14 protein-coding genes are annotated in these 18,548 nt (G+C 64.9%); 8 read left to right on the forward strand and 6 right to left on the reverse strand.

Features of this window, described 5'->3' with window-relative positions:
• Positions 1-4 precede the first annotated feature (4 nt).
• The 6 genes from P9254_RS21915 (at position 5) to P9254_RS21940 (ending at position 7,550) form a co-directional block, all read left to right on the forward strand.
• A complete protein-coding gene (locus tag P9254_RS21915; protein WP_095801048.1) occupies positions 5-1,378 on the forward strand; it encodes an aspartate aminotransferase family protein in 1,374 nt (457 codons plus the stop codon).
• Positions 1,379-1,646: 268 nt separating this feature from the next.
• Entirely contained in the window at positions 1,647-2,339 is a 693-nt protein-coding gene (locus P9254_RS21920) for an HAD-IA family hydrolase (protein ID WP_442920124.1), read from the forward strand.
• Positions 2,340-2,402: 63 nt separating this feature from the next.
• Entirely contained in the window at positions 2,403-4,013 is a 1,611-nt protein-coding gene (locus P9254_RS21925; RefSeq protein ID WP_095825758.1) for an ABC transporter substrate-binding protein, read from the forward strand.
• Between the two features lie 86 nt (positions 4,014-4,099).
• Positions 4,100-5,050, forward strand: coding sequence for an ABC transporter permease (locus P9254_RS21930; RefSeq protein ID WP_066989177.1), 951 nt, complete (start codon positions 4,100-4,102; stop codon positions 5,048-5,050).
• Entirely contained in the window at positions 5,047-5,898 is an 852-nt protein-coding gene (locus P9254_RS21935) for an ABC transporter permease (protein WP_066989179.1), read from the forward strand. Before P9254_RS21930 ends, P9254_RS21935 begins: the two co-directional genes overlap by 4 nt.
• The gene (locus P9254_RS21940; RefSeq protein WP_278055279.1) at positions 5,895-7,550 is read left to right on the forward strand and encodes an ABC transporter ATP-binding protein; all 1,656 of its coding nucleotides are present in this window, start codon (positions 5,895-5,897) and stop codon (positions 7,548-7,550) included. Before P9254_RS21935 ends, P9254_RS21940 begins: the two co-directional genes overlap by 4 nt.
• Positions 7,551-7,578: 28 nt before the next feature.
• Here P9254_RS21940 and P9254_RS21945 read toward each other — a convergent pair whose 3' ends face one another.
• Positions 7,579-9,654, reverse strand: a complete 2,076-nt coding sequence (locus P9254_RS21945; protein WP_278055690.1) for an NADH:flavin oxidoreductase — start codon at positions 9,652-9,654, stop codon at positions 7,579-7,581.
• A gap of 73 nt (positions 9,655-9,727) precedes the next feature.
• Between P9254_RS21945 and P9254_RS21950 the strand changes: the two genes are divergently transcribed.
• On the forward strand, positions 9,728-10,669 hold the full coding sequence (locus tag P9254_RS21950; protein WP_278055281.1) for a LysR family transcriptional regulator: 942 nt from the start codon (positions 9,728-9,730) through the stop codon (positions 10,667-10,669).
• A 48-nt stretch (positions 10,670-10,717) separates the two neighbouring features.
• Here P9254_RS21950 and P9254_RS21955 read toward each other — a convergent pair whose 3' ends face one another.
• Positions 10,718-11,194 (reverse strand): Lrp/AsnC family transcriptional regulator, encoded by a 477-nt coding sequence (locus tag P9254_RS21955; RefSeq protein ID WP_066989429.1) that lies wholly within the window; start codon positions 11,192-11,194, stop codon positions 10,718-10,720.
• 224 nt (positions 11,195-11,418) lie between these two features.
• Between P9254_RS21955 and P9254_RS21960 the strand changes: the two genes are divergently transcribed.
• A complete protein-coding gene (locus tag P9254_RS21960; RefSeq protein WP_278055282.1) occupies positions 11,419-12,744 on the forward strand; it encodes an NAD(P)/FAD-dependent oxidoreductase in 1,326 nt (441 codons plus the stop codon).
• 52 nt (positions 12,745-12,796) lie between these two features.
• Here the strand turns inward: P9254_RS21960 and P9254_RS21965 are convergent, their stop codons facing one another.
• The 4 genes from P9254_RS21965 to P9254_RS21980 are packed head-to-tail and all read right to left on the reverse strand — an operon-like array spanning position 12,797 to position 18,528.
• Entirely contained in the window at positions 12,797-14,164 is a 1,368-nt protein-coding gene (locus P9254_RS21965; protein ID WP_278055283.1) for an FAD/NAD(P)-dependent oxidoreductase, read from the reverse strand.
• Positions 14,161-14,463: a (2Fe-2S)-binding protein gene (locus tag P9254_RS21970; RefSeq protein ID WP_278055284.1), complete on the reverse strand. Its 303-nt coding sequence runs from the start codon at positions 14,461-14,463 to the stop codon at positions 14,161-14,163. The genes P9254_RS21965 and P9254_RS21970 overlap by 4 nt, the downstream gene beginning before the upstream one ends.
• Complete coding sequence (locus P9254_RS21975; protein ID WP_278055285.1) at positions 14,460-16,445, reverse strand: hydantoinase B/oxoprolinase family protein; 1,986 nt, start codon at positions 16,443-16,445, stop codon at positions 14,460-14,462. The genes P9254_RS21970 and P9254_RS21975 overlap by 4 nt, the downstream gene beginning before the upstream one ends.
• Before the next feature lie 4 nt (positions 16,446-16,449).
• Complete coding sequence (locus P9254_RS21980; RefSeq protein WP_278055286.1) at positions 16,450-18,528, reverse strand: hydantoinase/oxoprolinase family protein; 2,079 nt, start codon at positions 18,526-18,528, stop codon at positions 16,450-16,452.
• Positions 18,529-18,548 lie beyond the last annotated feature (20 nt).

Here is an 18,548-nt window from a genome sequence, read left to right on the forward strand (position 1 = left end):
AACAATGCTCGCCAATTCCCTGATCGAACTCGACCGCGCCCATCTCATCCATCCGGTCGCCTCATATCGCGGCCATGAGGCGCTCGGCGTGCGGGTGCTGAAATCGGCGAAGGGCGCTACCGTGACCGATGCGTCCGGCCGGCAACTTCTCGACGGCTTCGCCGGACTGTGGTGCGTCAATGCCGGCTATGGTCACGACAGCATCGTCGAAGCAGCGGCCCGGCAGATGCGCGAGTTGCCCTACGCCACCGCCTATTTCGATCTCGGCTCGGAGCCCGCCATCCGGCTCGCCTCGGAGCTGGCCGACCGGGCGCCGGGGGATCTCAATCACGTCTATTTCACGCTCGGGGGATCGGACGCGGTCGACAGCACGATCCGGTTCGTCCGCTACTACTGGAATGCCAGAGGCGAGCCTGAACGCGACCAGTTCATTTCCATTGAGCAGGGTTATCACGGATCGTCGGTGGTCGGCGCGGGCCTGACCGCCCTGCCCGCCTTTCATGCCGGTTTCGGCATTCCGTTCGAATGGCAGCACAAGATCCCCTCGCCCTATCCCTATCGCAATCCGGTTGGCGATGACCCGAACGCGATCATCGCCGCATCGCTCGCCGCGCTGAAGGCGAAGATCGAGGAGATCGGGCCGGAGCGGGTCGCCGCCTTCTACGCCGAGCCGATCCAGGGCTCGGGTGGCGTTATCGTCCCGCCGAAAGGCTGGATCAAGGCGATGCGCGAACTCTGCCGTGAATACGGCATCCTGTTCATCGCCGACGAGGTGATCACCGGTTTCGGCCGCACCGGCCCCCTGTTTGCCTGCACGGAGGAGGATATCGTTCCCGACTTCATGACCACCGCGAAGGGCCTGACCTCGGGCTATGTGCCAATGGGCGCTGTCTTCATGGCCGATCATGTCTATAACGTCATCGCCGATGGCGCAGGCGCCTCGGCGGTCGGCCACGGCTACACCTATTCCGCCCATCCGGTCAGCGCCGCCGTCGCGCTCGAGGTGCTGAAGCTCTATGAGGAAGGCCTTCTGGAGAACGGCGCCAGGGCCGGCGCGCGCTTGATGGCGGGCCTGTCTGCCTTGAGCGACCATCCATTGGTCGGCGATGTGCGGGGTCGCGGCATGCTTGCCGCCATCGAGCTGGTGGTCGACAAAAAGAAGAAAACGCCGCTTCCGGCCTCGGCCATGCCGGCGCGGCGCGTCTTCGACAGGGCGTGGGACAATGGCCTGATCATCCGCGCCTTCGCGCATGGGGTTCTCGGCTACGCCCCACCGCTCTGCTGCACCGACGGCGACATCGATGCGATCATCGAGCGCACGCGCCGGACGCTGGACCAGACGCTGGACGACGCCGATGTCCGCCGGGCGCTTGCATGAAGGGCGACGCATTTTTCGCATCTCGAAATATCGCCGCGGCAGACGATTTCGCAATTTTGTGCCGCTACCTCGCGCCTTTTCGGCGAATCCAGCGCGGGGGAAGTGCCAGACTGCTTTTTAAGACAAGGCCAGAAAGCCCGGATTTCCGGGCTTTTGAAAAAGGCCGACGCCCCGGACAGCACGGAATTTTGTTCTGTTCAGCATTAGTAATTCGGCCGCGCGCAGAGGAGAGCCAGTCTTGGCCAGGGGCTTTAGCGAATTCAAATACATGACCTTCGATGTGGTCGGCACGCTGATCGACTTCGAAGGCGGCATAACGACCTGCCTGGCCGGGATCGCTGCGGACGCCGGTGTCTCAATCGACGGCGAAGAAGCGCTGGCCCTTTACCGGCAGGCCCGCTACACGCCCGATGCGAACCTGTTCCCCGACGATCTCGCACGTGTCTACATGGTCATCGCACCGCGGCTCGGCCTGCCGGCCGAGGAGAAATACGGCGCCCGCCTGCGGGACTCGGCCAGCGTCTGGCAGGGCTTCTCCGACAGCAGGGCGGCGCTGGCCGACCTTGCGACGTCTCATAAGCTGATTGCCATGACCAATGCCCGGCGCTGGGCTCTCGACCATTTCGAGAAGCAGCTCGGATCGCCCTTTTTTGCCACCTTCACTGCCGACGATACCGGCACGGAAAAACCGGATCCCGCCTTTTTCCAGAAAGTCTTCGATTTCGTGGCGTCGCGCGGCGACAGCAAGGACGACATCCTGCACGTCGCGCAAAGCCAGCATCACGACATCGGCATATCCCGGGCGCTCGGCATGACCAACTGCTGGATCGAGCGCCGTCATGCCCAGAAGGGCTATGGCGGCACGATCGAGCCCGAGCGCTTCACCGTGCCGGACTACCACTTCACCTCGATGGCCGCATTTGCGGCGGCCGTGCGGGAGAGCATGAAAGAACGAACCTGAACCCAAGCCCGGAAAAGCCGCAGCAAGACGCGCGTCCTGACCAACCAACGAAAGGGGAATGACATGACCGACAAGATCACCAACTGGACCGGAGCAGACGATGCGATGGTCGAAAACGCCATCCGGCGAGGCGCGAGCCGCCGCGAACTCCTCAAGATGCTGCTGGCGGGCGGCGCCGCGGTTGCCGCGGGCGGCGTTGTGCTTGGCCGTGCCACGCAGGCCGTCGCCGCCACGCCGGTCTCCGGCGGAAACTTCAAGGCGGCCGGCTGGTCGTCATCGACGGCCGACACGCTCGATCCGGCAAAGGCATCGCTCTCCACCGACTATGTCCGGTGTTGCTCGCTCTATAACCGTCTGACCTTCCTCGACAAGGATGGCAAGACGCAGATGGAACTGGCCGAAAGCATCGACAGCAAAGACGCAAAGACTTGGACGGTGAAGCTGCGCAAGGGCGTCACCTTCCACGACGGCAAGGACCTGACGGCTGACGACGTCGTCTTCTCGCTCAAGCGCCATCTCGACAAGGCGGTCGGCTCCAAGGTCGCCAAGATCGCCGCACAGATGACCGGCTTCAAGGCGGTCGACAAATCGACGGTCGAAATCACCCTGGCCGATCCGAATGCCGACCTTCCGACCATCCTGGCGCTGCACCACTTCATGATCGTGGCCGACGGCACCACCGACTTCTCCAAGGGCAACGGCACAGGCGCCTTCGTGCTGCAGACGTTCGAACCGGGCGTCCGTTCGGTCGTCACCAAGAACAAGAACTACTGGAAGTCGGGCAAGCCCTATCTCGACTCCTTCGAATTCATCGCCATCAGCGACGACAGCGCCCGGGTCAACGCCTTGCTTTCCGGCGATATCAATTTTGCTGCCGCGATCAATCCGCGCGCAATGAAGCTGCTGCAGAGCCAGCAGGGCTTCGAACTGTCGAAGACGACCTCGGGCAACTATACGGACCTCAACATCCGGCTCGACATGGATCCGGGCAGCAAGGCCGATTTCGTGACCGGCATGAAATACCTCGTCAACCGCGAGCAGATCGTGAAATCGGCATTGCGCGGCCTCGGCGAAATCGGCAACGACCAGCCCGTCTCGCCGGCGAACATCTTCCACAATGCGGACCTCAAGCCGAAGACTTTCGATCCGGACAAAGCGAAGTTCCACTTCAAGAAGGCGGGCCTGCTCGGCCAGTCCATTCCGGTGGTCGCCTCGGACGCCGCGACCTCGTCGATCGACATGGCGGTCATCATCCAGGCCGCCGGCGCGGAAATCGGCATGAAGCTCGACGTTCAGCGGGTCCCATCCGACGGCTACTGGGACAATTACTGGCTCAAGGCGCCTGTCCATTTCGGCAACATCAATCCGCGCCCGACGCCGGACATCCTGTTCTCGCTGCTTTACGCCTCCAACGCGCCCTGGAACGAAAGCCAGTACAAGTCCGAGAAGTTCGACAAGCTGCTCGTCGAGGCGCGCGGCCTCCTCGACCAGGCCAAGCGCAAGGAGATCTACGGGCAGATGCAGACCATGATCTCCGAGGAAGCAGGCACCATCATCCCGGCCTACATCTCCAACGTCGATGCCCTCTCCAGCAAGGTGAAGGGTTTGGAGGCGAACCCGCTCGGTGGCATGATGGGGTACGCAATGGCGGAATACCTCTGGCTCGAAGCCTAAGAGGCGCCTGCAGGGGACCGGTCAGCCGGTCCCCTGCACTGCATTGCGCAAGATTGTTTGGCCGAACGCAACCGCAGGGAGCTTCCATGAAGTCTGGGGTTCTAAACCTCGTGCTGAAGCGGCTGGCGATCGCGATCGTCACCCTTCTGATCGTCCTGTTCGCCGTGTTCTTCGCCACCAGCATGCTGCCGGGCGACACGGCGTCGATCCTGCTTGGGCAGGCGGCGACGCCCGAGGCGGTCGCCGGCCTGCGCGAGGCCATGCATCTCAACGATCCGGCGATCCTGCGCTTCCTGCGTTGGCTTGTCGGTCTGCTCCACGGCGATCTCGGTACCTCCTACGCCAACGAAATGCCGGTCGCGGCCCTGATCGGCGGGCGCTTCGTCAACACCATGAAGCTCGCCGGCATCACCACGCTGATCTCGGTGCCGCTGGCGCTGACGCTCGGCATCACCGCCGCCATGTTGCGCGGCTCCGTCTACGACCGCACCGTCACCGTGCTTTCGATCGGCGTGATCTCCGTGCCGGAATTCATGGTCGCGACCCTCGCCGTCCTGCTCTTTGCCGTTTATCTGAAATGGCTGCCGGCGTTGTCTTCGGTCAACGAGGCGCACTCGCTTGCCGACCTCGTGCGCATCTATTCGATGCCGGTGATTACCCTCACCTTCGTCATCTCGGCCCAAATGATCCGCATGACGCGCGCCGCGGTGATCGAAACGCTCTCAACGCCTTATGTCGAGATGGCGCTTCTCAAAGGCGCCTCGCGCAGCCGCATGGTGCTCAAGCACGCCCTTCCGAACGCGCTTGGGCCGATCGTCAACGCGGTCGCGCTCTCGTTGTCCTATCTGGTCGGCGGCGTCATCATCGTCGAGACGATCTTCAATTATCCCGGCATCGCCAAGCTGATGGTCGATGCGGTCGCGACCCGCGACCTGCCGCTGATCCAGAGCTGCGCGATGATCTTCTGCCTTGGCTATCTCCTGCTCATCACGGCCGCCGACATCGTCGCCATCATGTCCAACCCGAGGCTCAGATGACAGTGGCGCGCGCGGCATCCTCCCGACGGTCCTTCCTGGGCCACAGCTACAACCTCGTGGGCGTCGTGGCCTCGCTGGTCATTCTGGCGTGGACGCTGGTCGCGATCTTCGCGCCCTACATCATTCCCCATCCGATCGGCGATATCGTCGACGACGACTATTTCGGCCCGATGCGCCAGGGCCTGTGGCTCGGCTCGGACTATCTAGGGCGTGACATGCTCTCCAGGGTTCTCATGGGAGCACGCTACACCGTCGGCATATCGCTTGCCGCCGTCTCGATCGCCTGCTTTTCAGGGGTCGTGCTGGGGATGATCGCGGCCGTCACCGGCGGCTGGTTCGATACCTGCCTCAGCCGCTTCCTCGACGCCATGAACTCCATCCCCAGCAAGCTGTTCGGCCTTGTTGTCGTCGCCGCGGTCGGCTCATCGATCCCGGTGCTGATCCTGACGCTCGCCGTCATCTACATCCCGGGCGCCTACCGCTTCGCGCGGGCGCTTGCCGTCAACATCAACACCATGGATTTCATGACCGTCGCCCGCGTCCGCGGCGAGAGCACTATCTATCTCATCGGCTCCGAGATCCTGCCGAACATCATCCGGCCTGTGCTTGCTGACTTCGGCCTGCGCTTCGTCTTCATCGTGCTTTTGCTCTCCGGCCTGTCCTTCCTCGGGCTCGGTCTGCAGCCGCCTTTAGCCGACTGGGGCGCGCTGGTGCGCGAGAACATCGGCGGCCTGCCCTTCGCGGCCCCGGCCGTCATCGTGCCGTCGCTGGCGATCGCCAGCCTGACCATTAGCGTCAACCTCTTAATCGACAACCTGCCGCAGAAGATCAGGGACCGGGACGCATGACCAATCTCGTCGAGGTCAGAAACCTTCGGATCGAGGCAAAGACCGACGCCGGACGTCTGGTCGAAATCATCAAGGGCGTCAGCCTCGACATCGCCGATGGCGAGATCGTCGCCCTGATCGGCGAGAGCGGCTCCGGCAAGACGACGGTGGCGCTCTCCCTCATGGGCTATGCGCGGCCCGGCTGCCGGATTACTGGCGGCGAGATCAATGTCAACGGCAAGAACATGGCTGCGCTTACCGAGCGGGAACGCGCCAGGTTGCGCGGCACCGACATCGCCTATGTTCCGCAAAGCGCCGCCGCCGCCTTCAACCCCTCGTCGACCATCATGGAGCAGGTGATCGAAGTCACGCGCATCCACGGCCTGATGCCACCCGAGCAGGCGCGAAAGCGCGCGGTCGAGCTGTTCCGGGCCTTGTCGCTGCCTAATCCGGACGGTATCGGCGCCCGTTATCCGCACCAGGTTTCAGGCGGGCAATTGCAGCGGCTGGCGGCCGCCATGGCGCTGATCGGCGATCCCAAGCTGGTCATCTTCGACGAGCCGACGACCGCACTCGACGTGACGACCCAGATCGACGTGCTCAAAGCATTCAAGTCGGTGATGAAGGCGGGCGGGATAGCGGGAGTCTATGTTTCCCACGACCTCGCGGTGGTCGCCCAGATCGCAGATCGCATCGTGGTGCTGAAGGGCGGCGAGGTGCAGGAGACCGGCACGACGGCCGGAATCCTTTCGGCTGCCCAGCATCCCTATACACGGGAATTGCTGGCCGCTTTCGAGCCGAAGTCGAGGCAGATACGGGCCGATGAAGATTCCGGACCAAAACCGCTGCTTCGCATCGACAATCTGATAGCCGGATACGGCCCGGTGAAACGTGACGGGCAGCCGGTTATCCGCGCGGTCGATTCCGTCAGCCTGATCGTGGAGAAGGGCCGCAATCTCGGTGTCATCGGCGAGTCCGGTTGCGGAAAATCGACGCTGGCGCGCGCCATCGCGGGCATTCATCCGGCGGCGACCGGCGATATCGTCTTCGACGGCAAGGCACTGGAGCGCGCCGCCCGGAAACGCACTCGCGACCAACTGCGCGAGATGCAGATCGTGTTCCAGTATGCCGATACCGCGCTCAATCCCGCCAAGCCCATTGAGGACATCATCTCGCGACCGCTGGCCTTCTATCACGGGCTCGACAGGCAGGCGCGCTCGAAGCGTGTCGACGAGTTGCTCGACATGGTGCGCCTGCCGAGGTCGCTGCGCTACCGTCACCCCTCGGAGCTCTCGGGCGGCCAGAAGCAGCGCGTGAACTTCGCGCGCGCGCTGGCGGCCGGTCCGAAGCTCATCATCTGCGACGAAATCACCTCAGCGCTCGACACGGTTGTAGCGTCCGCCGTGATCGAGCTGCTCAAGGAGCTGCAGCGCGAGCTGGGGCTCTCCTATATCTTCATCAGCCACGACCTCTCCGTCGTCGAGGCCATCTGCGACGAGATCATGGTCATGTACAATGGTGAGCGGGTGGAGCAGATCACGCCCGACAAGGTCAAGTCGCCCACGCACCCCTATTCCAAACTTCTGTTCTCCTCCGTGCCGAAGCTCGATCCGACCTGGCTCGACGGCCTCGTCCGCGACCCCGAGCTGGTCAGCCAGTACGGCCACCGCTGACCAAACTGACCGTAGGGGATTCGCCGGACTACAGTTGCGAGCAGAGCCGGTAGGCCTCATAGATTGACGAGTAGATGTCCCTGCTGGCGACCGCGTCTCCAATGCGGTGCAGGACGAAGGATCCTGGAGCTTGGAGCCCTTGCACCCCCTTTGTCGCCACTCCCGTCATGAGCGCGATGTCGGTGACGCCCTCATTGGCGGAGCGGGCACGCAATTCCTGATAGGTATCTTCCACAGGTGCCGTGCCGCGCTCGACAATGAGTTGGGCCGCGGTCATTTCCGTTTCTGCACCGGTGAGCTCATGCCGGAACCGGGCGGCGATGCCGTTGCCGTGGCGCGCTGCCTTGATGAGCCGCAGATCGCCGACGACCCGGATGCCGAGTTCGGACGCGAGTTTGCGGAAACTGACCCGGTCCGGATAGGGTGTCTCGATCGCAAGGGTGTCGTCAGCCATGGCCAGGCTGACCGCATGTCCCAGGCGGGCAAGATGCAGGGCACAGGATATGGCGGCCTGGCGTCCAGTCTCATCGTAGATGAGCACATCGGCCTTCGCGGGCATGACCCCGGTCAAGATATCCCAGACGCTGTCGCAATGTTCAGCGCCCTCCAGCCACTCCATGTCCGGGATGCCGCCTGTGGCGACGATAACGGCATCCGGTTTCTCGGCAAGCACTCCATCTGCGTCCGCATAGGTGTTGAGGCGGACATCCACGCCCAGGCGCGCGAGCTCTTCGGCGCGCCAGTCGACTATACCGATCAGATCCTTGCGGTCGGAAGCCGAGGCCGCAACGAGCACCTGCCCGCCGAGCCGGGCCCCAGCTTCGAACAAGGTCACGCTGTGCCCGCGCTCGGCGGCGACCCGGGCCGCCTCCATCCCGCCCGGACCACCGCCGACGACGACCACCCGTTTCGGCGTTTCGGTCCGGTCAATGATGTGGCTGACGGTCGTTTCATGGCCGCTGGCGGGGTTGTGAATGCAATGGACCTTCTTGTACAGGCAGTAGGACGCGCCGACGCACGGGCGGATGCGGTCTTCTTCGCCCCTCATCACCTTGTTGACGATATGCGGGTCGGCAATATGCGCTCGAGTCATGCCGACCAGATCGACAAGGTTTGCGCGGATCGCGTGCCGCGCCGTGGCTACGTCCCTGATGGCGGCGGCGTGGATGACCGGCAGCCTGGTTTCCCGCTTGAACTGCCCAACCGACGGCAGAAACGGCGCGCTCCTGATAAACATGCCGGGCATATTCTGCTCGGCCAGCGACAAGTCGGTGTCCATGCGGCCGAAGATGCAGTTGAAGAAATCGACATGGCCTTCGCGCTCGAACAGCCGGGCGAAGGCAAGGCCTTCCTCGAAATCCGATCCGTCGTCGACCGCCTCGTCGATCACGAAGCGGATCCCGACGGCGAAGTCGTCGCCCACCGCGCGGCGGATCGCTTCGTGAACCATCAGCCCGAAACGCGCGCGGTTTTCCAGCGAGCCGCCGAAAGCGTCCGTGCGCCTGTTGGTTCTGCGCGACAGGAATTGGCCGATCAGATGGCCGCCGGTGACGGTCTCGACGCCGTCCAGGCCGCCGTCAACGCAGCGCCTGGCGGCACTGGCGTAGTCCTTGACGATCCTGTCGATGTCCCCGGCGTCCATTTCTTTGGGGAAATTCCGGTTTCGCGTCTCGCGGACGCGTGACGGCGCAACCGGGGGCAACCAGTGACCGGCATAGGCAGTAGCTCGCCGGCCGAGATGCGAGACCTGACACATGACCGTCGCGCCGTGGCGATGAATTCGCTGCGACAGCGATTGGAGATGAGGGATGATGCGATCGCTGGAAAGATCCAGCTGACCGCCGCCCCAGCTCGAATCGGGCGACGTCATCGCCGAGCCGCCGACCATAGTCATCGCCAGGCCGCCGCGCGCCTTCTCTTCATGATAGCGCTGATAGCGCTCGAGCGGCAGGCCACCCTCGTCCAGCATTGAGGCATGACTGGTGCTGACGACGCGGTTGCGCAGCGTTAGACCCTTGAGCCGAAACGGCTGAAGCAGTGGATCGCCGGATGTGCTCCCCGCTTGGAATGCCGCTGCCGGCACATGCTGCTCCGAACCATTCATGAGGGTTATAGTTCGCGATTTGCAGGACTGCAGGAAAGCTTGAAAATTGTTGGGGCGGCTATACGCTTGGCGTATGGCTGGCTTCGCAAAACTCGTTCCATCCGCACGCGGACTCCTCGTTTTCGAGGCCGCTGTCCGTTCAGGAAGTTTCACGGCTGCAGCGCGCGAGTTCAACGTCACGCAACCCTCGATCAGCCGCAGCATCGCTCAGCTGGAGGCCGATCTCGGCGTGGCTCTGTTCACGCGCGGTCCAACGGGATTGTCCCCGACCCCGGAGGGGCGCGCCCTCTATTCGGCTGTACGGGAAGGATTTGACGGCATCGAGGAGGCGATCGGCACGATCAAGCGGAACAGTGCCGCAAAGCCGGTGGTTACCCTTTCGCTCTCGAGCTCTCTCGCTACGCACTGGTTCGTTCCGAGGTTAACGGCGTTCAACACGCGATTTCCCGACGTGGACCTGAGGTTCGAACTCATCGCCGGCGTTCTGCGAGGACCCGCCGAGAATGTCGAGCTTGCCACCAGAATCCTGGCCGACGACGACATCCACTATCACCGCTGGGCCTTCTCGCCGGAAATCATCGTTCCGGTGTGCAGCCCATCCTATCTGTCGCACCACGGCCGCTTGAACCATGACTCGGACGGCGAAGGTCATATCCTGCTTCATCTCACCGACGCCAAGGAGCAGTGGCTGGACGCCTGGGGCAGCGTAGCCCACCGCAAGACCAGCAGGGCGAAATGGCTCGAATTCTCGGACTACGCGGTCGTGCTTCAAGCCGCGATGAACGGAGAAGGCGTGGCGCTCGGCTGGCTCAGCAATGTCTCAAGGGCACTGCTTCAGGCAACGCTCGTTCCGGCCTCGGACAGGCAGATCAACACCGGACGGACCCATGAATTGATTGCACCTCGCTCACGGCCAGTGCGGTCGATCGTCTCCGATATCCGCGCCTGGATGATCGCCGAGATGCAAGCCGAGTTGAAAGCGTTGCGCGCACTATTGCAGCCCGGGGTCCTGTAGCCCGGACCGCAGCAGACAACTGCAGCGCCCGGCACAGCTACCCGCTGACTACATGGGAAACAGGCTGGGCAGCGGCATGTGCGATTTGACGATCGGCGACTTCAGCACCACGAAGCTGAAATACTTGTCGATGCCGATATCCATATCGGTCAGCCGCTCCATGATCGTCTGGTACTCGCCAATCCCGGCGGTCACGAATTTCATCAGATAGTCGTAACCGCCCGACACGAGGTGGCATTCGATGACCTGATCGATCTTCTCGACGACGGCGAGAAAGCGGGCAAAGTCCACCTGGCGATGGTTCTTCAAGGTGATTTCGGTGAACACGGTCAGTGTCTGGCCGAGCTTGCCGATGTTGACCTGCGCGGAATAGCCCTCGATATAACCTTCCGACTGGAGCTTCTTGACCCGCATCAGGCACGGGCTCGGCGACAGGTGCACCAGTTCGGCCAATTCCACATTGGTGATGCGGCCGTTCTTCTGCAATTCATGCAGAATCTTGATGTCGATCCGATCCAGTTTCACGTCCATCTCCGAAGAACGCAAGCCACAGCACAAAATGCCGCCACTTCTCTAGCCGTGACACTACCACAGCCCGCAGGCCTGTCTATCCGATGGGCCTGCTCTGACACGCAGGGACTCTCGATTTCATTGCGCGCTACGGAATAAAATTCTGCCTGAAGCATAACTGCGGCAGCGGCTGCCTGCGCAACGCGCTAGATTCGAGCCTCAAAGGCAGAGAGAGGACCATGCGCGCGCCGCTGCAACAGATCGAGACATCCGACGAACTGCCGCAATCCGCGGATGCGGTGGTGATCGGCGGCGGCATTGTCGGCGTCTTCGCGGCCTACTACCTGGCTAGGCGCGGCTTGAAGGTCGCGCTTGTCGAAAAAGGACGCATCGGCGCCGAGCAGTCCAGCAGGAACTGGGGATGGTGCCGCCAACAGAACCGCGACGCCCGCGAGCTGCCGATGGCGACGCGCAGCCTCGATCTCTGGGAGCGCTTTGCGGCCGAAAGCGGCCAGGACACCGGCTTTCGCCGCTGCGGCCTGCTCTATCTCAGCAATGACGAGGCGGAACTGGCCGGCTGGGCGCGCTGGCGTGACTTCGCCAGAACAGCGGGCGTCACCACGCACATGCTCGACAGCGCCGAGGCCAGCGGGCGGGGCCGCGCCACCGGCCGTACCTGGAAAGGCGGCGTCTTCTCGCCGACCGACGGCACCGCCGATCCGTCGCAGGCCGCGCCAGCGGTCGCCCGCGCCATCGTCCAGCTTGGCGGCACGGTGCATCAGAATTGCGCCGCGCGCGGTATCGAGACCGAGGGCGGTCGCCTGTGCGGCGTGGTCACGGAAAGCGGTACGATCCGCACGAAGGCGGCGGTTTTGGCCGGTGGCGCCTGGGCGTCCTCCTTTTGCCGTCAGTTCGGCTTCCGCTTCCCGCAGGCCTCGATCCGCTCCTCCATACTGTCCGTCTCGCCCGGCGCGGGGGGCTTGCCGGATGCGCTACACACGGCAAAAATCTCGGCGACGCGGCGCGGTGACGGCGGCTACACGCTCGCCATAAGCGGCCGCGGACGCGTCGACGTGACGCCGCAGCAGCTGCGCTTCGCTTCGCAGTTCGTCCCCATGTTCCTGAAGCGCTGGCGCAGCCTCGCGCCCGGCGGGTTGCAGGGGGTGCGCTCAGGCCACGAAACGCTCCAACGCTGGCGGCTCGACCGGCCGACGCCGATGGAGCGGATGCGTATCCTCGATCCGATGCCGGATCAGGCGACCATCCGCCTGACCCATGCCCGCGCGCTCGAGCTGCTGCCTCCGCTGCGGCAGACGAAGATCAGCGCGGCCTGGGCGGGCTACATCGACAGCACCCCGGACGGCGTGCCGGCCATCGGCGAGATCCACGCCGTTCCAGGCTTCTTCCTGGCTGCCGGATTTTCGGGTCACGGCTTCGGCATCGGACCCGGTGCCGGGCACCTCGTCGCCGATCTTGTCACCGGGTTGGAGCCGATCGTCGATCCGAAATCCTACGATCCGCGGCGTTTCGCTGCTTCGGCGTGGGGCAAGGTCGCCGACTTCTAGTTTCAAACGCGACATTCCGACCTCGCTTGGCAGGTGAACCCTCCGGATTGCATCAGCTCTCCCGAAGAAAGGCACCGATGGGGGCAGGCCGGATGGGGGCCTGCCCGCGAAACCGGCCGACATCCTCGGGCCTACAGCCGGCGTGGGCTGCGATGAGTTCTGCGGCTGCCAACTGGCAATAACGCCCCTGGCAGCGCCCCATGCCGACGCGCGAGAGCGATTTCACCCTGTTGGCCTCGCCGCCGCCGAGAGTCGTGCCCTCGCGCACGGCCCCGGCAGTGACGTTCTCGCAGCGGCAGACGATCGTATCGTCGGGAAGCGCCCTCACCATCGCGCCTGGCCAAGGAAAGGCCTGGGCCAGACCGCGGGCAAAGCGCTCGAGCCGTGCGAGCCTGCGCAGGTCGGCGCCGACGGAGGGCACTGGGCTTCCAAGATCGGCAAGGCACGCCGCCGCGGCAAGGCGCCCGGCGATCTCCGCGCCGTCCGCCCCGAGAGGACGAGCCCCATCACCGGCCAGGTAGATGCCATTGCCGGCCCGTCCCATCCGGTCGGTCTTCGGGAGCCACTGCCGCCATTGCTCGTCATAGGTGAAGGCGCATCCCACAAGGTCAGTCAGATGAGTCTCCGCCCGCAGGTGCCAGCCGATCCCGATCATGTCGCATGGGGTGACGCGCTCCCGGCCGCCGGCGTCGCGCCAGCGCATCCCGGTGACACCCCGTCCATCGGCCTCGATTTGCAAAGGCGTCACGCCAGCGTGGTAGCGGCGACCAAGCCGCGCCCGCAGGGCCAGCCCGCGCAACGCCACGATTGGTCGGGCGGCAAGTCCCCAGAACCCGCGCATCTGCTGGCGCCAGGAAGAGGTGTCGAGCACCGCCGCCACATCCGCTCCGGCCTTGAGGAGTTGCATGCCAACCAGCGTCAGCAAGGGGCCCGACCCGATAAGCACGATGCGCCGTCCGAGCGCGACGCCCTGCGCCTTGAGCGCGATCTGCGCCGCGCCAAGGCTGAAGACGCCGGCGTTCTGCCAGCCAGGGACCGGAGCGACGCGGTCGGATGCGCCGGTGGCGAGGATCAGGCGGTCGTAGAAGACGACCTCCGCGCCGCCCTCCCCCAGCACATGCAGCCGCCCCTCATGCACGGCGATGACGGAGCTGCGCGCGCAATAAGTGAGCCGCCCTTCATCGGCCATCCGGTCGAAGAGCAAATGCAATGCGCGCGCCTTGTCCGCCTCAGAGCCGTACAGCTGCTCCGGAGTTCGGACGAACCCGGCAGGCGGGCGGCGATAGATCTGCCCACCCGCGCGGTGCCCTTCATCGATCACCACCGGATGGAGCCCGGCGTCGACCAGTGTCGCCGCGGCCCTTATGCCGGCGGGGCCCGCACCTACGATCACGATGCGCGGCGATGAGGGCTCGCTCACGGCCAGTTCTCCGGCGGCGTCGTGCGCAGCCGCATGCCTTCGACGACAAGAGTTGTGCACGCACGCAGGCGCGGTCCCCCTTCTTGCCACACCCAGCAGTCCTGGCAGGCTCCCATCAGGCAGAACCCCGCGCGCGGCTCGGGACCGAACTCGGAACTCCGCAGCGCATGTCCTGAAGCCAGCATTGCCGTCAGCACGGTGTCGCCGTCCAGCGCGTTGCGCGTCTCACCGTCGAGAAGGAATTGCACCTCCTCGCGATCGCGCTCGGCCAGCCGGACGATGCGGCCGACCGTGATCATTCGGCGGCCTCTCGTACCGGCCCCGGACGAGGCAGCTCGGGAAAACGTTCGCAGACCGCCTCGAAGGCCGCTTGGACGCCTTCCGGCCCGGAGCGACCTTTCATGCGGCGAAAAATCTCCGTCTTGGCGAAGAACCGCCAGTGGATCGGCAAGGCGTCCAGCAGAGCGTGGAGCCGGTCATAGGCGGCCGGCGTCCACTGCGCTTCGTAGCTGTCGCGCTCCGGCCCGAAATGGAAATGGCCGACGGACGGCGTGTGCCTCGCGCGCAGCCGCTCCGTCGCGCGCTCGTCGACTTCGCCGCCGCGGATAACGACCCCGTAGTCGCTTTCGGCTGCGGACGGCGAGAGATAGCCGCGCCGCACATCCTCACCGACCCGCCAGGGCTCGCGCTGAAACGGGTCGCCGCGTCCGCCGCCGCCGGCGGATCGGATCTCGAGCACGTCGCCCGGCTGCAGCACCGCCGTGTCGATGTTGCCCAGCCGCCGCTCGCGGCCGGTGCCCGGATTGACGACCATGTCCGACAGGCCGGCCGCCTTGCCGCCCAGCACGCCCCAGGGACGGAAGAAGCTGCGGTCGCGATTGCGCGCCGTAATCCGGGAGTCGGGGGCAAAGACACGAAAAGCCATCTCGGTCGCCAGCCCGCCGCGCCAGCGGCCCGCACCGCCGCTGTCCTGGGCGAGCCCATATTTCACGAACTCGACCGGCGTCTCGGTCTCGGTGATCTCGATCGGCGTGTTCTTGAGATAGGCAGCATCGGCGCCCGATCCATTGGTGCCATCGCGATGCGGCATCGCGCCGCCGCCACCCACGACGGGGTTGACCGCCGCGATGACGCTCCGGCTGGTGCGCTCATCGATGGTCATGACGTTGACGATGCAGTTGTTGCCGGCCGGCGCCGCCGGCAAGCGCTCCGGCAGCACTTGCGAGAAGGCCCCGAAGATGACCGAGCGCAGCCGGGCGCAGGTGAGCGAGCGCATGCCGACGGCGGCGGGATGGACGGGGTTCAGCACCGAACCTTGCGGCGTGATGCAGGTGAACGGCCGGGTGAGGCCCGCGTTGAGCAGGATTTTCGGGTTGAGCGTGTAGAGCACGTAATAGACGCCGACGAGCAGCATCGTGTGGCGCGGGTCGCCGCCCGAAGGCACGTTGAGCGAGGAGCCGAGCTGCGGATCGGAGCCGGTGAAGTCGAGCACGGCCTCATCGCCTTTGATCGTCAGCGTCAGCTTCAGCCGGCAGGGATTGGCCTCGACCGAATCCTCATCGGCATAGTCGGCGAATTGCCAGGTGCCGTCGGGCATGGTGCGCAGCACGTCCCGCGCCTGCGCCTCGGCATGGTCAAGAAGAGCGGCAACGCCTTCGACGAAGCCGGCCTTGCCGAACTTCTTCACCATCGCCTGGATCTTGCGCTCGCCGGTGTTGAGTGCGCCGACCAGCGCCTTGATGTCGCCGATGTTGAGGTCCGGCTTGCGCACATTGGTGCTCATGATGCTGAGGATCGTCTCGTCGAAGACACCTTCCCTCACCAGCTTCATCGGCGGAAAGCGGACGCCTTCCTGATGGATTTCGGTGAGCGCGCGGCTGAGCGAAGCCGGCACAGCCCCGCCCATGTCGGTGTTGTGGATGTGCCCTCCCGTCCAGGCGACGATCTCGCCGTCGACGAAGACCGGCTTCCACAAATGCGTGTCGGGTGCGTGCGTGGCGACGTGGCCGGAATAGGGATCGTTGGTGAAGGCGACGTCTCCCGGCCGATAGTCGTTCACCATGGCGATCGCACGGTGATAGGAAAGCCCGGGGTACCATGTGGCGCCGAGCTCCATCGGGACGGCGAAGGTCGCTCCCGAGCGGTCCATCAGCATCACCGTAAAATCCTGCGTCTCCTTGACGAAGGCGGAGTGCGCGGTGCGGTGCAGCGTGTGGGCCATGTTCTCGGCCGCCGCGCGGGCATGGTTAGCCAGAACCTGAAGATTTGTGCGGTCGAACAAGGCGTCACTCCGCGAAAGTCAGTACGAGATTGAGGTGGCGATCGACCCGCGCCTGCGTTCCGGCGGGGAGGGCGAAGGTGGTATCTTCCTGCACTACCACCGCAGGCCCGTGAAACGCGCTGCCCGGCACCAGGGTCTGGCGGTCATGGAGGTCGACGGTCTCGACGGTCAGACCGGTATAGACCGGCACCCGGCGCGCCGGATGGGTCGGGACGTCGATCTCCTCGGTCTCGGGGAAGGAGAGCGCCGGACCTGCGCCTATCGCGGACAGCCGTACATTCACAAGCTCGATCGCGCCGTCCGGATCGTGGAAGTCGTAGAGCTGCTCATGGGTGCGGTGGAATGCCTGCTCGATCGCGGCCGCGTCGCCGTCCGCCAGCCATTGGGGCGAAAGGACAACCTCGATCTCATAGCTCTGGCCGAAGTAGCGCATGTCGCAGGAGAGTGTGAGTTGCGCGGCCGCATCGTGCCCCTGCGCCGCAAGCCAGTCGCGGCCCTCCTGCGCCAGCGCCTCGAAGGCCTCGCGGATTCCGGGAAGCGACGCGCCGGATAGCGGGCTGAAGATGGTGCGGATGAAGTCCCCGCGCAGATCAGCCACCAGCCCACCCAGCGCCGATACCACGCCGGGGCGGCGGGGCGCCATGACGCGCTTGATGCCGAGCTCGCGGGCCAGGAAGGCGCCGAGCATCGGGCCGCCGCCGCCGAATGGCATCAGCGTGAAATCGCGCAGATCGACGCCGGCGCGCGAGGCGAGCTTCTCAACCTCGACGAACATTTCCGACACCGCGATGTCGAGGATCGCCTGCGCGGTCTGCTCGACCGGACGGCCGAGCCGGGCGGCAAGCTCGCCGACCACGCGATGCGCCAGTTGGGTCTCGATCCTGAGCTGGCCATAGGCCATCTCGCTATGGCCGAGCCATCCGCACACCACCATGGCGTCGGTCACCGTCGCCCGCTCGCCGCCACGGCCGTAGCATGCAGGTCCCGGCGTCGAACCGGCCGATTCCGGCCCGACCCGCAGCACTCCTTGCGCGTCGACGCTGGCGATCGAGCCGCCGCCGACGCCGATCGAGCTCACCGATACGGAAGGGATATGGAGCGGAAATTCGCCGATCAGCTCGCCGGTGCCGAACTGAGGCTCGCCGTTTATGATGAGCGCGAAATCGGCCGAGGTCCCGCCGATGTCGAGGGTGAGAACCTTATCCTCGCCGGCCTGACGCGCCAGCCACGAGGCGCCGATGACGCCGGAGGCCGTTCCCGACAGCAGCATATTCACGCAGGCGCGCTTGCCTTCGGCGGCGTTCATCAGCCCACCGTTCGACTTCGTCAGCATCGGCCGGGCCGGCACGCCGCGATGCTTCAGCCGCTCTTCCAGCGCGGTCAGATAGCCAGAGACGCGCGGATGGACATAGGCATTGAGAATGGCGGTCGAGCTGCGCTCGTATTCGCGGATGACCGGCCACACCTCGGCGGAGGTGAAGACGAAGAGGTCGGGCGCCAAGCGCGCGATCGCCGCCTTGACCGAAGCCTCCTGCGCAGCGTTGCGCCAGGAATGAAGGAAGGACACGACGATCCCCTGCGCCCCGTTCGCTTTCGCGGCCGCGACCGCGCTCTCCACCGCCGCCGTGTCGGGCGCCTGGGATTCGTTGCCATCGGCCAGCATGCGGGCCGGAATGCCGAAGACCATGTCGCGCGAGATCAGCGGATCCGGCCGCGCGCAGAACAGCGAATACATGTCCGGCATGCGAAGCCGCGCGAGTTCGATCACGTCCTCGAAGCCGGCATTGGTGAATAGCGCCAGCGGCGCGCCTTTGCGCTGGATGATGGTGTTGATGCCGACCGTCGTGCCGTGCACGAAGCGCGTCATATGGGTCGGGTCGAAGCCTTCGCGTTCGGCTAGCAAGGTGAGCCCCGTCATCAGCTCGGCACCCGGATCTTCCGGCGTCGTCAGCACCTTCAGCGAAGCGACGCGTCCGGAGTTTGCTTCGAGCGCGCAGAAATCGATGAATGTCCCGCCGATGTCGACGCCGACCTTCCAGTCGGCCTCCTTCCGTGCCTCATCCGCCGCAATGGCTCCATCCATGATGCGTCCCTCTCTGTCTG

Origin of the sequence: Mesorhizobium sp. WSM4983 (genome assembly GCF_029625765.1) — a bacterium.
Classification (GTDB): Bacteria; Pseudomonadota; Alphaproteobacteria; order Rhizobiales; family Rhizobiaceae; genus Mesorhizobium.

Coding starts and splice junctions, on each gene's coding strand:
- P9254_RS21915 (WP_095801048.1), top strand. CDS start 5: ATGCTCGCCAATTCCCTGATCGAACTCGACCGCGCCCATCTCATCCAT.
- P9254_RS21920 (WP_442920124.1), top strand. CDS start 1,647: ATGACCTTCGATGTGGTCGGCACGCTGATCGACTTCGAAGGCGGCATA.
- P9254_RS21925 (WP_095825758.1), top strand. CDS start 2,403: ATGACCGACAAGATCACCAACTGGACCGGAGCAGACGATGCGATGGTC.
- P9254_RS21930 (WP_066989177.1), top strand. CDS start 4,100: ATGAAGTCTGGGGTTCTAAACCTCGTGCTGAAGCGGCTGGCGATCGCG.
- P9254_RS21935 (WP_066989179.1), top strand. CDS start 5,047: ATGACAGTGGCGCGCGCGGCATCCTCCCGACGGTCCTTCCTGGGCCAC.
- P9254_RS21940 (WP_278055279.1), top strand. CDS start 5,895: ATGACCAATCTCGTCGAGGTCAGAAACCTTCGGATCGAGGCAAAGACC.
- P9254_RS21945 (WP_278055690.1), bottom strand. CDS start 9,654: ATGAATGGTTCGGAGCAGCATGTGCCGGCAGCGGCATTCCAAGCGGGG.
- P9254_RS21950 (WP_278055281.1), top strand. CDS start 9,728: ATGGCTGGCTTCGCAAAACTCGTTCCATCCGCACGCGGACTCCTCGTT.
- P9254_RS21960 (WP_278055282.1), top strand. CDS start 11,419: ATGCGCGCGCCGCTGCAACAGATCGAGACATCCGACGAACTGCCGCAA.
- P9254_RS21970 (WP_278055284.1), bottom strand. CDS start 14,463: ATGATCACGGTCGGCCGCATCGTCCGGCTGGCCGAGCGCGATCGCGAG.
- P9254_RS21980 (WP_278055286.1), bottom strand. CDS start 18,528: ATGGATGGAGCCATTGCGGCGGATGAGGCACGGAAGGAGGCCGACTGG.